The organism is Mesorhizobium sp. M4A.F.Ca.ET.050.02.1.1 (genome assembly GCF_003997725.1).
In the GTDB taxonomy this organism is placed as follows: domain Bacteria; phylum Pseudomonadota; class Alphaproteobacteria; order Rhizobiales; family Rhizobiaceae; genus Mesorhizobium.
Genome location: NZ_RZSG01000097.1, coordinates 1 through 12,247, shown reverse-complemented (window position 1 = coordinate 12,247; position 12,247 = coordinate 1). Strand labels below are relative to the sequence as shown.

Below are 12,247 nucleotides of genomic sequence, written 5' to 3'. Positions count from 1 at the left end.
ATGCTGAGCGCCGCGCCCATCGCTGCGGCGCTCATCATGTGGGCGCGGGCAACAAGGCCCTCGCCGTTGGCGCAGGCTTTGGGCAGGTTCTCGAACACCAGCCGACTGCCTTCCACCGCGATGCCGTCGGCCATCGGATGATAGCCCGGCGCGCAATAGGCTTCGAGGCAGTGCGCCAGCGCATCCATGCCGGTGCCGGCGGTGATGAAGCCCGGCATGCCGACCGACAGCTCCGGATCGGCGATCACGATCGCCGGCAAAAGCTTCGGATGGAAGATGACCTTCTTGGTGTGCGTCTCCTCATTGGTGATGACGCCGGCGCGGCCGACTTCCGACCCGGTTCCGGCGGTGGTCGGCACCGCGATGATCGGCGCGATCGCGTCGGAATCGGCTCTCGTCCACCAGTCGCCGACATCCTCGAAGTCCCACACCGGCCGCGTCTGCCCTGCCTGGAAGGCGATCAGCTTGCCGAGGTCGAGCGCCGAGCCGCCGCCGAAGGCGATGACGCCGTCATGCTTGCCCTTCTTGAACACCGCGATGCCGGCGGTCAGGTTGGAATCGACCGGGTTCGGCTTGACCTCGGAAAACACGCCATACGGAACTTTGGCGTCGTCGAGAATCTTCAACGTCGAGGCGACGACCGGCAATTTCGCCAGCCCAGGATCGGTGACGAAGAGCGGCTGCTTGATGCCTGTGGCTGCCAACACGTCTGGCAGTTCCTTGATGCGGCCGGCGCCGAAGCGGACGGTGGTCGGGTAGTTCCATTTGGAGATGAGCTTGGACATTGCTTGTCTTTCGAAAAATCAGATCGCTTCGCGCAGGTGGTAGGATTTCGGCCGGGTCAGATTGTCGTAGCCGATCGCCGAAAGTGCTGCGCCCTTGCCGGTGTCCTTGACGCCGGTCCAGACCAGCGCCGGATCGAGATAGTCGCAGCGGTTCATGAACACGGTGCCGGTCTCGACGCGGTCGCCGATCGCCACCGCGCGTTCGGTGTCGCGCGTCCAGATAGATGCCGTCAGCCCGTAGGGACTGTCGTTCATCAGCGCGATGGCCTCCTCGTCGTTGCGCACTTTCATGATGCCGACGATCGGTCCGAAGCTCTCCTCGCGCATGACGCTCATCTGGTGGTCGACATTGGTCAGCACTTCCGGCGCCAGATAGGGCGAGCCTGCCTTGTCCTCGGCCACCTTCATGTTGACATGCGCGGTGGCGCCCTTGCGCAGCGCCTCGGCCTTCTGCTCGCGGATCAGGTCGGCGAAGCGCGCCTGCGCCATCGGCCCCAGCGTCGTCGCCTGTTCCAGCGGATTGCCGACGACATAGTTCCTGGTCTCGGCAATGAAGCCCTCGACGAACTCGTCATAGACCTTCTCGTGAACATAGACGCGCTCGATGCCGCAGCAGCACTGGCCGGAATTGAAGAAGGCGCCGTCGACCAGATTGGCGACCGCATGATCCATCTTGGCGTCGGGCAGCACATAGGCCGGATCCTTGCCGCCGAGCTCGAGGCCGAGGCTCATGAAAGTACCGGCCGCGGCTTTCTCGATGGCGCGACCGCCTGCGACCGAGCCGGTGAAGTTGACATGGTCGATCTTGCCGGAGCCGAGCAGCTTCTCGGTCTGGCCGTGGTTCATGACCAGGTTCTGGAACAGGCCCTTGGGCAGGCCAGCTTTGTCGAAGGCCTGTTGGAAGCGCTCGCCGACCAGAAGCGTCTGCGCCGCGTGCTTGAGGATGACCGCGCTGCCGGCCATCAGCGCCGGCACGATGGTGTTGACGGCGGTGAGATAGGGGTAGTTCCACGGCGCGATGACCATGACCACGCCGAGCGGCACCTTCCTCACATAGCGGCGGAAGCCGTCCTTCGGGTTGGAGGCCATCACCGGCTTCAGCGCCTGTTCGGCGATCTCGACCATGTAGTTGACGCGTTCCTTGACGCCGCCGAACTCGCCGCCATAGCGTACCGGGCGCCCCATCTGCCAGGCGATCTCCGGCACGATCTCGTCGCTCATGGCGACCAGCGCTTCCAGCATCGCCAGCATGTACTTGCCGCGCTCGACGACCGGTGTTTCGGCCCACTTCTCCTGCGCCGCCTTGGCGCGCTCGACCGCGGCGTTGATCGCCTGGTCCGTCGCGACCGGCCGCTCGGCATAGATCGAGCCGTCGATGGGGGATTTGAGTTTGACCGTTTCCAAGAAGGCGTCTCCAAAATCAACAAGGGACTGTTTTGACAAAGCCGGCCGCGCCATAAGCAAGGATGGCGCGATCGCGGGTAATGATTGCGAGGTTCTTCGAGCGGGCAGTGGCTATGATGATCCGGTCCGTCGGATCGTTGTGAACGGCGCCAGGCAGAAACGAGGACTCCACCAGAAGCTCGCTGTCGATCCCCTCGACGCTCGTCGCACCGGCTTGCACGAACCCTTCGAACCAACCGAGCGGCGACTTGATGAATGGAAGCCGGCCCTTCGACACAAGCATGCCGATTTCCCAAGCCGACATGACCGAAACGGCGATCACGTCGCCATTTTTTCGCGCACTGGTCACCTTATCAACCGCCGTCCTCGCGACCGGCTGGTCCGTCGACAGCCACAGCATGAAGCAAGTGTCCAGCAGCACTCCATCAGTCGTCATAGACTTTGCCCCAGTCCGGATCCGCGGGAGCGGTATAGTCGACGTCCGGAAGCAGCGTGAGCGTGCCGGCCATGCATCCAAACAACGGATCGGCGCCGCGTGGCGGCACGATATATTCCTCGTTCTCGCCGCTCATGTGCGGAGCATTATTGAAATCCACCTTGTCCTCGATGAAGCCGGGACGACGCCCCGAACTCCTTGCCTCGGTTAGCCCGCCTGCAGACTTGCCATATGCTTGACCACTTCCTTGCCGAGCATCTGCCTTAGAGCGTCGAAAGATCAGATTCTCGCCTGCGATGTTGACTGACTCCGTCTGGAATCCCGCAGCCAGCCATTCCTTTGTCATTGGATTGTTGCTGGGATTGTTGCTCCACCAGGCCGGATATTGCTTGGACGCCGGCAACTTCTCGCCAAGCAGCCTCTCGATGTCCTTGAACGACATCGGAATCCGTTCACGGGTCTGAGCCATGAGATACGTACGCAAAGGCGAATATTTTCCCATTTCGCGCTCCTTGAGCCTAACTGAGAAATTACAGCTTTAGTTAGGTTCAGTCAACGCGGATTACAGCTTTAGTACCGCTCGAACCCCCTGTGCAGTTCCCAATCCGTGATGCGGCGGTCGTATTCGAACTGCTCCCAGCGGGCCGTATGCACATAGTGTTCGACAACATCCTCGCCGAAGGCCTGCTTCAGCATCTTCGACTTCGACAGCGTCTCTGTCGCATCGCGCAGCGTCTTCGGGATCTCGGGCAGGCGCGAGGCCTGGTAGGCGTCGCCGACGAACGGCTTCTGCAGCTCCAGCTTCTCGTCGATGCCGGCAAGGCCGGATGCGATCAGCGCCGCGAAGGCGAGATAGGGGTTCAAATCGGCGCCGCCGATGCGGCACTCCATGCGGATGCCCTTGGTGCCCTCGCCGCACAGGCGGAAGCCGGCGGTGCGGTTGTCCTCGCTCCACATGATCTTGGTCGGCGCGAAGGTGCCGGCCTGGAAGCGCTTGTAGGAATTGATGTAGGGCGCCAGGAACCAGGTGAACTCCTTGGCGTATTTGAGCTGGCCCGCGGCCCATTGCTGGCCGAGCGTCGACAGCGTCCATTCGGCGTTTTTGTCGAAGAACAGCGGCGTCTTGCCGTCGGCGCTCCACAGCGAATTGTGGATGTGGCTGGAGTTGCCGGCGAGGCCGTAATTGTACTTGGCCATGAAGGAGATCGACTTGCCTTCGGAATCGGCGATCTCCTTGGCGCCGTTCTTCAGGATGACGTGGCGGTCGGCCATATCGAGCGCTTCCGCGTAGCGCACGTTGATCTCTTCCTGGCCCGGGCCCCATTCGCCCTTGGAGTTCTCGATCGGAATGCCGGCAGCTTCCATCTCGTTGCGCAGCCGGCGCATCACGCCTTCTTCCTTGGTGGTGATGCCGATCTGGTAGTCGCCGATGTAGGGCGAGGCCGAGTCGAGGCCCTGCCAGTGCTTCTTGCGGGCGGAATCGTAGGTCTCGTTGAACAGGTAGAATTCGAGCTCGGAGGCGAAGTAGCCGATATAGCCGCGATCCTTCAGCCGCTTGACCTGCTTCTTCAGGATGGCGCGCGGCGAATGCGCCAGATCTTCATGGTCGTGGTGATCGAGCACGTCGCAGATCACCAGCGCCGTCTTTTCCAGCCACGGCAGCCGCCGCAGCGTCGCCAGGTCCGGCTTCATGACGAAGTCGCCATAGCCCTTCGACCAGCTTGCCGCCTTGTAGCCCGGCACCGGCTCCATATCGATGTCGCAGGCCAGCAGATAGTTGCAGCCATGGGTCTCGCCATGCGCGGTATCGACGAAATACTGGGCCAGGAAGCGCTTTCCCGCGAGCCGGCCCTGCATGTCGACGATGCAGGCCAGCACCGTGTCGATCTCGCCATTGGAGACCGCTTTCTTCAATTGATCGAACGAGAAATTTCCGGCCATTCCTTTGGCACTCCAGCGCTTGGTCTTTTGAGAGGGGGAACGAAACCATGGCCGGCGCCAGGCCGGCCATGGCCATGGAAATAGACGTCAGTGGCCGGTCTCGCCGACCGCCTGTTCGGCTGCCTTGATCGCTGCCTGGCGCGCCGCGATGATGTCGCCAAGCGGCGGGCCCTGGAAGCGGTTGCGCTCGAAAGCGAACCACACGATCGCCGTCAGGATGAAGAAGCTTACGGTGATGTAGAGCGCCCAGTCGTTCGGCGGCTGGATGCCGATGACGAAGATCAGGATCATTGACAGAATGGAGAGAACGCCGAACAGCATGAAGATCCCACGTCCCATGTTCCACGGGCCCATCTTGTCCCACTTCGGCGTGCCCCAGGCCAACATGCCGAGCACGATCGGCACGGTGAAGGAGAGGAACAGGAAGATGACCGTGCAGGAAACCACGATGGTGTAGGCCGAGGTGCCGGCGACCGAAACCAGCGTCGAACCCCAGACGAACAGCACCGACAGGATCGACGCCGTCCAGATCGCCGCCACCGGTGTGCGATAGGTCGGGCTGACCTTGGCGAGTGCCGCCGAACCCGGCAGGCCGCCGTCGCGCGAGAAGGCGAAGATCATACGCGAAGCCGAGGTGACCGTCGCGAGACCGCAAAGCAGCTGCGCGACGAACACGACGAGGTAGACGAACTCCTTGATGCCGGGGCTGACACGCTGGTCGAAGGCCCAGAAGAACACGTTCCAGCCCTGCTTGGCGGCATCGTCCATGTTCGGGATCATCAGGATGAAGGCGGCCAGGAACAGGTAGCCGAAGACGGCCGACCAGATGACCGACATGACCATCGCGCGCGGCACGGAACTGGCCGCCTTGATGGTTTCCTCGGAGGTGTGCGCCGAGGCGTCGTAGCCGGTGATGGTGTAGATCGGCAGCAGCAGGCCGAGCGCGAACACCCAGGCGTTCGACACCGACGGCCAGACGCCGGCGCCGGCATCGCCCGAGTAGTTGTGGAAGGTGAAGAGACGGCTGACGTCCCAGGTCTCGGCGGCGGCAAGGCAGACGATCGCGATCAGGATCGAGCCAAAGAAGATGAGATAGCCGGAGAAGTCGGTGAGCTTCGCCGTCAGCTTGATGCCGAGATGGTTGATCAGTGCCTGGGCGCCGGTGATGATGATCAGGAAGATCATCTGGTTGGTCAGATTGCCTTCAATTCCCAGCGCCGGTCCGAAGGCGCCGACGAAGAAGGTCCAGGTGCCAACATTGATGGCGCCGAGCACAGTGATCAGGCCGAGCAGGTTGAGCCAGGCCGTCACCCAGCCGGTGCCGCGATTGCCGAGGATCGAACCCCAGTGGTAGAGGCCGCCGGCCGTCGGATAGGCCGAGCTGATCTGCGACATGGCGACAGCGAAGGTCAGCGACACGAAGCAGCCGACCAGCCAGCCGATGCCGATGCCGATGCCGCCGGCGCCGGAGGTGGCCTGCGCCAGCGAATTGATGCCGCCGGACAGGATGCAGATGATCGAGAACGAAACCGCGAAATTCGAAAAGCGGCTGAGGCGCCGCTCCAGTTCCTGGGCGTAGCCCATGCTGTGGAGGTGCTTTACGTCCTCCGCCTTATCAACTTCGGTATAACCCGGTGCTGTCATTTGAAGTCCCCTTTAGTTCTTAGCTGGCCGATTGTACTGACTTTCCCACTGCGCGTTGTCGGGAGCCGCTGGCCTCCTCGGGCTCCAGATCAGAAAAAATGCCGGTGAGCAGATCCGCCCATTTCCGCTGCCCGGCCTCGCCGGAGATTTCGTCGTTGCGGATTTCGATCATCGCGCAGGCAAGGCCGCGCGAGCGCGCATGCCGTTCCAGCGTGAAATAGACGCGGTCGGCCGGCGAATAGGGTTCGTTGATGCCGACGGCGACGCCGGCGAGCCGCTTGAGCGCCGCGATCAGGGGCACCGCCAGCCGGCGGTCCTCGTCATGGATGATGCCGATATGCCAGGGCCGGCTCTTGCCCTTGTAGACCGGCGTGAAGGAATGCACCGACACGAGCCGCGTTTCCTGCCCACGCGCCAGCCGCTCGTCGATGATGCGCGCGATCGTGTCGTGGAACGGCCGCCACGACAGGTCGATGCGCCGGGCGCGCTGCTTGTCCGACAGACCGGCATTGCCGGGAATGACCGTGGTCTCGCTTATCGGCGGCACAAGGTCCGGCGCATCGAGCGGCCGGTTGCAGTCGATGACGAGGCGCGAGATGCGGGTTTCGATCAGCGTGGCGTCGAGCGCGGCGGCCATGCGATGGGCGACCGGCAGTGCGCCGGGATCCCAGGCGATGTGGCGGGAGAGGTCCTCCGCCGGCAGGCCGAGCGTGCCGAATTCGGCCGGCAGGAAGTTGGAGGCGTGGTCGCAAGTCAGAACAAACGGGCTCGCCCCGCCGGGGTTCGTTACCCCTACGGTTTCAGGCGATGCAGGGCTGGCGGGCCGTGCTGTCTCCATAGTCAGTCGTCCCCTGGGGAGCGCTGTATCGTATGTTACGTATTTTGTCTCATTGCGCCCGTGCGGATGATTTCATACAGTTTGTCCGGCTTTGTCAAACGCGATTTCGGGGAATAGCGTCGACCGGGCCAATAGGTGGGGGAAAACCATGATCTCCAGCATCGCCGAACTGATTTCCGACCGCATTGGCGCCATGCCGGCCGGCGAGCGGCGCGCGGCGCAGACGCTGATCGCCAACTATCCGATGATCGGGCTGAAGACGGTTGCCGAATTTTCGGCCGCAGCCGGCGTGTCCTCGCCGACGATCCTGCGTTTCGTCGCCCGCCTCGGCTTCCAGAACTATCCGGAATTCCAGTCGGCGCTGCAGGACGAACTGGCGGCGCAATTGCAGTCGCCGGCGTCGCGCACGCTCAACCCGGCCTCGCCCGGCGGCGGCGCGGTGTCGCCGATGCTGGAGGCGACGCTCGAGAACATGCGCGAGACCTTCAGGCACCTGTCTGAGAAGCAGCTTGCCGACATCGGGGCACTGCTCGCCGCCAGGCGCGGCAAGACCTTCCTGATCGGCGGCCGTTTCACCGATCCGTTGGCGCGCTACATGGCCGCGCACCTCGCCATCGTCCAGCCGGACGTCTACCACCTCGCCGGACAGGAAAGCATCTGGCGCGACCGGCTGATCGACATGGGCAAGCGCGACGTGCTGGTGATCTTCGACATCAGGCGCTACCAGGACAGTCTGGTGCGCTTTGCCGAGACCGCGCATCAGCGCGGCGTTCAGATCGTGCTGTTCACCGATCAATGGCTGTCGCCGATCGCCCGCTTCGCCCGCCATGTCATCGCCGGACGCACCGCTGTGCCCTCGGCCTGGGATTCCTCGGCCGCCCTCTTCGTCGTCGCCGAGACGCTGATCGGCGCCGTCACAAGGCAGCTTGAGGCCGACGGCGCCAAGCGCATCCGCGAGTTGGAAGGCTTGCGCTGACCTCCCGGTATCCGTGCCGGCGGCCCGCCAACGTTACGCAGATTTAATGTGCATGGCAGCGGCAGAATTGCCATAAAGCCATGATATCGCGTGGCTTCGCACATTGCCGGGGTGCGTTGCTGCGTTTTTTGCTTGGGGAAACCTGTAGACGTTTTGCCGACCGGAGTGCCGATGGCCGCCTGGAAACAGATCGTTTTTGCGCTTGTGATCCTGGTGGCCGCCGCGGCCGCCTGGGTACGTTTTTTCCCGGGCGCGCATGAGGTGCTGGCACGCTGGGGTATCGAATGGGCCGACGCCGCGACATCGGCACAGACGACCGGCGCCGTCGACGCGGCGAAGCAGGCAAGCAGCCGCGACAGCAACCGACAACCGGCGAATGTCGTCGCGTTGCCGGCGAGCACGGCCACCATCAACGACCGCCTGCAGGCGATCGGCACCGGCCGAGCCAACGCCTCGGTCACGGTCAACCCTTACAGTTCCGGCCGTCTCGTCGAATTTCTGGTCGCCTCCGGAACCCATGTCGACAAGGGCCAGGTCATCGCCACCCTCGATTCCGACACCGAGGTGATTGCCGAGGACCGCGCCAAGGTCGGCCTGCAGGACGCTCAGGACAAGCTCGACCGGGTGAAGTCGCTGCGCGCCTCGAATGCCGCGACGCCGGTCGCCGTCGCCGATGCGGAAGTGGCGCTGGCCAACGCCAAGCTGGCGCTGCGCGACGCCGAGCTCGCCCTGCAGCGCCGCTCGATCGTGGCCCCAATTTCGGGCACGGTCGGCATCCTGCCGATCTCCGCCGGCAATTACGTGACCAGCCAGTCGGCCATCGCCACGCTCGACGATCGCTCCTCGATCCTGGTCGACTTCCTGGTGCCCGAGCGCTTCGCCGCCGCCGTCAAGGTCGGCGCGCAATTGTCGGCGACGCCGATCGCCAATCCGAGCCAAGCCTACACCGGCACCGTCTCGGCCATCGACAACCATATCGACGAGGCCAGCCGCACGCTGCTGGTCAAGGCGACAATCGCCAACCCGGCGGATTCGCTGCGCGCCGGCATGTCGTTCCAGATCAGCATGAAATTTCCGGGCGACTCCTATCCGGCGGTTAGCCCGCTGGCCATCCTGTGGGGTTCCGACGGCGCCTATGTCTGGGCGGTCGCGGACGGCAAGGCCAAACGCGTTCCCGTGCGCATCATCCAGCGCAACACCGAGACAGTGCTAATCGACGCGCCAATCGTCAGCGGCGACATGGTGGTGACCGAAGGCACCCAGAGCGTCAGCGAGGGCGGCGAGGTCCGCATCGCCGGCGAGCAGCAGCGCGCCGCCGAAGCTGACAGCCCATGAGCGGCGGCGCCAACACCGCCAGCGAGAGCGGCTTCACCGCGCTGTTCATTCGCCGGCCGGTCATGGCCCTGGTGCTGAACACACTGATCGCGGTCGCCGGCCTTGCCGCCTTCTATGGCGTCGAGATCCGTGAACTGCCGGATGTCGACCGTCCCGTCATCACCGTCAGCACCACCTTCGAGGGCGCCGCAGCCGAGACCGTCGACCGCGAGCTGACCGACACGATCGAGGGCGCGGTCGCGCGCGTCTCCGGCGTCAAGTCTATCTCGTCGACTTCCTCCTTCGGCAACAGCCGTGTCACCATCGAGTTCAACGACGACGTCGATCTCGACGTCGCCGCCTCCGATGTGCGCGACGCCGTCAGCCGCATCTCCAACCAGATACCGGGCACGGCCGACAGGCCGCGCATCGTCAAGGCCGACGCCAATTCCGAGCCGGTGATGCGGCTGGCGGTCACCTCCGACACCATGTCGGTGCAGGACATGACGGTGATCGTCCAGGATCAGATCGAGGACGAGCTCGCCGCCGTCCCGGGCGTCGCCGACGTCCAGGTTTCCGGTGAGCGCGACAAGATCTTCCGCATCGACGTCGACCAGAACAAGCTCGCCAGCCACGGCTTCACCGTCGCCGATCTCCGGGCCGCGCTCGCCTCGGTCGCCTTCGATTCGCCGGCTGGCTCGATCACCACCACCAACCAGGATCTGATCGTGCGCACCACGGCCGACGTGACGACGCCGGAGGAGTTCGAGAACATCATCATCGCCGGCAAGACGCGCATCCGTGACGTCGCAACCGTCACGCTCGGTCCCGATGTCGGCCAGACGGCGCTGCGTTCGGACGGCAAGACCGGCATCGGCCTCGGCATCATCCGTCAGGCGGAATCGAACACGCTGGACATCTCGACCGGCGTCAGGGCGGCCGTCGCCAAGCTGCAGGAGAACTTGCCACAGGGAATGTCGATCAAGGTCACCAGCGACGACGCGGTCTTTGTCAACGGCGCCGTGCACGAGGTCGAGATCGCGCTGGCGCTCTCTGTCTCGATTGTGCTGATCGTCATTTACGCCTTCCTGCTCGACTGGCGCGCAACGCTGATCCCCGGCCTGTCGATGCCGGTCGCCATGATCGGCACCATCGCCGCGATCTATCTCGCCGGCTTTTCGGTCAACATCCTGACGCTGCTGGCGCTGGTGCTGGCCACCGGACTCGTCGTCGATGACGCCATCGTCGTGCTCGAAAACATCGTGCGCCGGCGCAACCAGGGCATGGGGCCGCGCGCGGCGGCCGTGCTTGGCGCGCAGGAGGTCTTCTTCGCCGTCATCGCCACCACGCTGACGCTGGTCGCCGTCTTCGTGCCGATCTCTTTCCTGCCCGGCCAGACCGGCGGCCTGTTTCGCGAATTCGGCTTTGTGCTGGCGATGTCGGTGCTGCTGTCCTGCGTGGTCGCACTCACCCTTTGCCCGATGCTCGCCTCGCGCATGCTGTCCAGCGCCTCGCTCCACCATGAAGGCGGCAAGGGCATCGGCGCCCGCATCGGCGGCGCGCTGAACGCGACCTACCGGCGCTGCCTGCATGCCTGCCTCGGCGCGCCGTGGCTGGTGGTGCTGGTGGCGCTGCTCTTCGCCGGCATCGCCTTCACCCTCTTCGGCACCATCCGCCAGGAGCTGACGCCGAGCGAGGACCGCGCCGTCGTCTTGTTGCGCATCAGCGCCCCGCAAGGCGTCAGCCTCGACTACACGACCGAGCAGATGCAGAAGATCGAGAGGCTGATCCAGCCGCTGCGCGAATCCGGCGAGATCCGCGGCACCTTCGAAAACGCAGGCCAGAACGGCGCCTACAACTCAGGTTTCATGGTGATGACGCTGGCGCCGTGGGACGAACGCGCGCGCAGCCAGCGGGAGATCGTGGCCGAGATCAGCCGATTGACAAGGCAGGTGCCGAACGTGCGGGTGTTCCCGGTGCAGCCCAACAGCCTTGGTATCCGCGGCGCCGGCAACGGCCTGCAGTTCGCGCTGGTCGGCAACGACCGCAAGGCGCTCGGCGAGGCGGCGGGCAAGGTCATCGCCGAGATGCAGAAGGACCAGCGCTTCCAGTCGCCACGGCTCTCCGTCGACCCGACCCAGCCCCAGCTGGCCGTGGCCATCGACCGCGAGCGCGCCTCCGACCTCGGCATCGACATCACCGGGCTGGCCGACACATTGCAGGCCATGCTCGACGGCAACGACGTCGTCGACGTCTACATCGCCGACCGCAGCTATGGCGTGAAGCTGGTCTCGACGACCAACCCGATCAACGACCCGACCGACCTCGAGAACATCTTCCTGAAGACCGGCGACGGCCGCTTCGTGCCGATGTCGACCATCGCGACGCTGACCGAACGCGCCGTGCCGCCATCGCTGACGCGCGAGCAGCAGCAGCCGTCGGTCGCTATCACCTCGAACCTGTCAGGCGACTTCGCGCTCGGCGACGCGCTGAGCCGCGCCGAGGAGATTGCCACGCCGCTCTTGCCGCCGGGCAGCCGCATCCTGCCGCTCGCCGAGGCGGCGACGCTGGGCGAGACCAACAGCGCCATGATCACCATCTTCGGCTTCGCGCTGGTCATCATCCTGCTGGTGCTTGCCGCCCAGTTCGAAAGCTTCGTCAGCGCCATCATTATCATGGCGACGGTGCCGCTGGGCCTCGCCTGCGCGATCTTCGCCCTCCTGCTCTCGGGAACCAGCCTCAATGCCTACAGCCAGATCGGCCTGGTGCTGCTGGTCGGCGTCATGGCCAAGAACGGCATCCTGATCGTCGAGTTCGCCAACCAGCTGCGCGATCGCGGGCTCGGCGTGCGCGAGGCGATCGAGCAGGCCTCCATCATCCGCCTGCGCCCGGTGATGATGACAATGATC

General features: G+C 64.4%; 10 protein-coding genes. 3 read left to right on the top strand and 7 right to left on the bottom strand.

The features are described 5' to 3' along the window. The 7 genes from EOA33_RS09925 to EOA33_RS09895 all read right to left on the bottom strand — a co-directional run. On the bottom strand, positions 1 to 785 hold a 785-nt coding region (locus tag EOA33_RS09925; RefSeq protein WP_127405545.1), incomplete at its 3' end, for an iron-containing alcohol dehydrogenase. An 18-nt stretch (positions 786 to 803) separates the two neighbouring features. Continuing rightward, the gene (locus tag EOA33_RS09920; protein WP_127405544.1) at positions 804 to 2,243 is read right to left on the bottom strand and encodes an aldehyde dehydrogenase family protein; all 1,440 of its coding nucleotides are present in this window, start codon (positions 2,241 to 2,243) and stop codon (positions 804 to 806) included. Beyond that, complete coding sequence (locus EOA33_RS09915) at positions 2,206 to 2,625, bottom strand: type II toxin-antitoxin system VapC family toxin (protein WP_127405543.1); 420 nt, start codon at positions 2,623 to 2,625, stop codon at positions 2,206 to 2,208. Before EOA33_RS09915 ends, EOA33_RS09920 begins: the two co-directional genes overlap by 38 nt. Beyond that, the gene (locus EOA33_RS09910; RefSeq protein WP_127405542.1) at positions 2,615 to 3,127 is read right to left on the bottom strand and encodes a hypothetical protein; all 513 of its coding nucleotides are present in this window, start codon (positions 3,125 to 3,127) and stop codon (positions 2,615 to 2,617) included. Before EOA33_RS09910 ends, EOA33_RS09915 begins: the two co-directional genes overlap by 11 nt. A 68-nt stretch (positions 3,128 to 3,195) precedes the next feature. After that, positions 3,196 to 4,566, bottom strand: a complete 1,371-nt coding sequence (locus EOA33_RS09905; protein ID WP_127405541.1) for a glutamine synthetase family protein — start codon at positions 4,564 to 4,566, stop codon at positions 3,196 to 3,198. A gap of 87 nt (positions 4,567 to 4,653) precedes the next feature. Continuing rightward, complete coding sequence (locus EOA33_RS09900) at positions 4,654 to 6,210, bottom strand: amino acid permease (RefSeq protein ID WP_127405540.1); 1,557 nt, start codon at positions 6,208 to 6,210, stop codon at positions 4,654 to 4,656. A gap of 19 nt (positions 6,211 to 6,229) precedes the next feature. After that, positions 6,230 to 7,048 carry an N-formylglutamate amidohydrolase gene (locus tag EOA33_RS09895; RefSeq protein ID WP_127405539.1) on the bottom strand — a complete coding sequence of 273 codons (819 nt, stop codon included), beginning with the start codon at positions 7,046 to 7,048 and terminating at the stop codon, positions 6,230 to 6,232. Positions 7,049 to 7,196: 148 nt separating this feature from the next. Here EOA33_RS09895 and EOA33_RS09890 point away from each other — a divergent pair, with 148 nt between their 5' ends. From EOA33_RS09890 to EOA33_RS09880, 3 genes are all read left to right on the top strand, one after another. Then, positions 7,197 to 8,024: a MurR/RpiR family transcriptional regulator gene (locus EOA33_RS09890; RefSeq protein ID WP_127405538.1), complete on the top strand. Its 828-nt coding sequence runs from the start codon at positions 7,197 to 7,199 to the stop codon at positions 8,022 to 8,024. Between the two features lie 171 nt (positions 8,025 to 8,195). Then, complete coding sequence (locus EOA33_RS09885; protein ID WP_127405537.1) at positions 8,196 to 9,359, top strand: efflux RND transporter periplasmic adaptor subunit; 1,164 nt, start codon at positions 8,196 to 8,198, stop codon at positions 9,357 to 9,359. Next, on the top strand, positions 9,356 to 12,247 hold a 2,892-nt coding region (locus tag EOA33_RS09880), incomplete at its 3' end, for an efflux RND transporter permease subunit (protein WP_145989101.1). The genes EOA33_RS09885 and EOA33_RS09880, both read left to right, overlap by 4 nt.

Excerpts from the sequence above, each read along its gene's own strand:
- EOA33_RS09885 (WP_127405537.1), top strand. The coding sequence starts at position 8,196 with ATGGCCGCCTGGAAACAGATCGTTTTTGCGCTTGTGATCCTGGTGGCC.
- EOA33_RS09910 (WP_127405542.1), bottom strand. The coding sequence starts at position 3,127 with ATGGGAAAATATTCGCCTTTGCGTACGTATCTCATGGCTCAGACCCGT.
- EOA33_RS09895 (WP_127405539.1), bottom strand. The coding sequence starts at position 7,048 with ATGGAGACAGCACGGCCCGCCAGCCCTGCATCGCCTGAAACCGTAGGG.
- EOA33_RS09915 (WP_127405543.1), bottom strand. The coding sequence starts at position 2,625 with ATGACGACTGATGGAGTGCTGCTGGACACTTGCTTCATGCTGTGGCTG.
- EOA33_RS09890 (WP_127405538.1), top strand. The coding sequence starts at position 7,197 with ATGATCTCCAGCATCGCCGAACTGATTTCCGACCGCATTGGCGCCATG.
- EOA33_RS09905 (WP_127405541.1), bottom strand. The coding sequence starts at position 4,566 with ATGGCCGGAAATTTCTCGTTCGATCAATTGAAGAAAGCGGTCTCCAAT.
- EOA33_RS09920 (WP_127405544.1), bottom strand. The coding sequence starts at position 2,243 with ATGGCGCGGCCGGCTTTGTCAAAACAGTCCCTTGTTGATTTTGGAGAC.
- EOA33_RS09900 (WP_127405540.1), bottom strand. The coding sequence starts at position 6,210 with ATGACAGCACCGGGTTATACCGAAGTTGATAAGGCGGAGGACGTAAAG.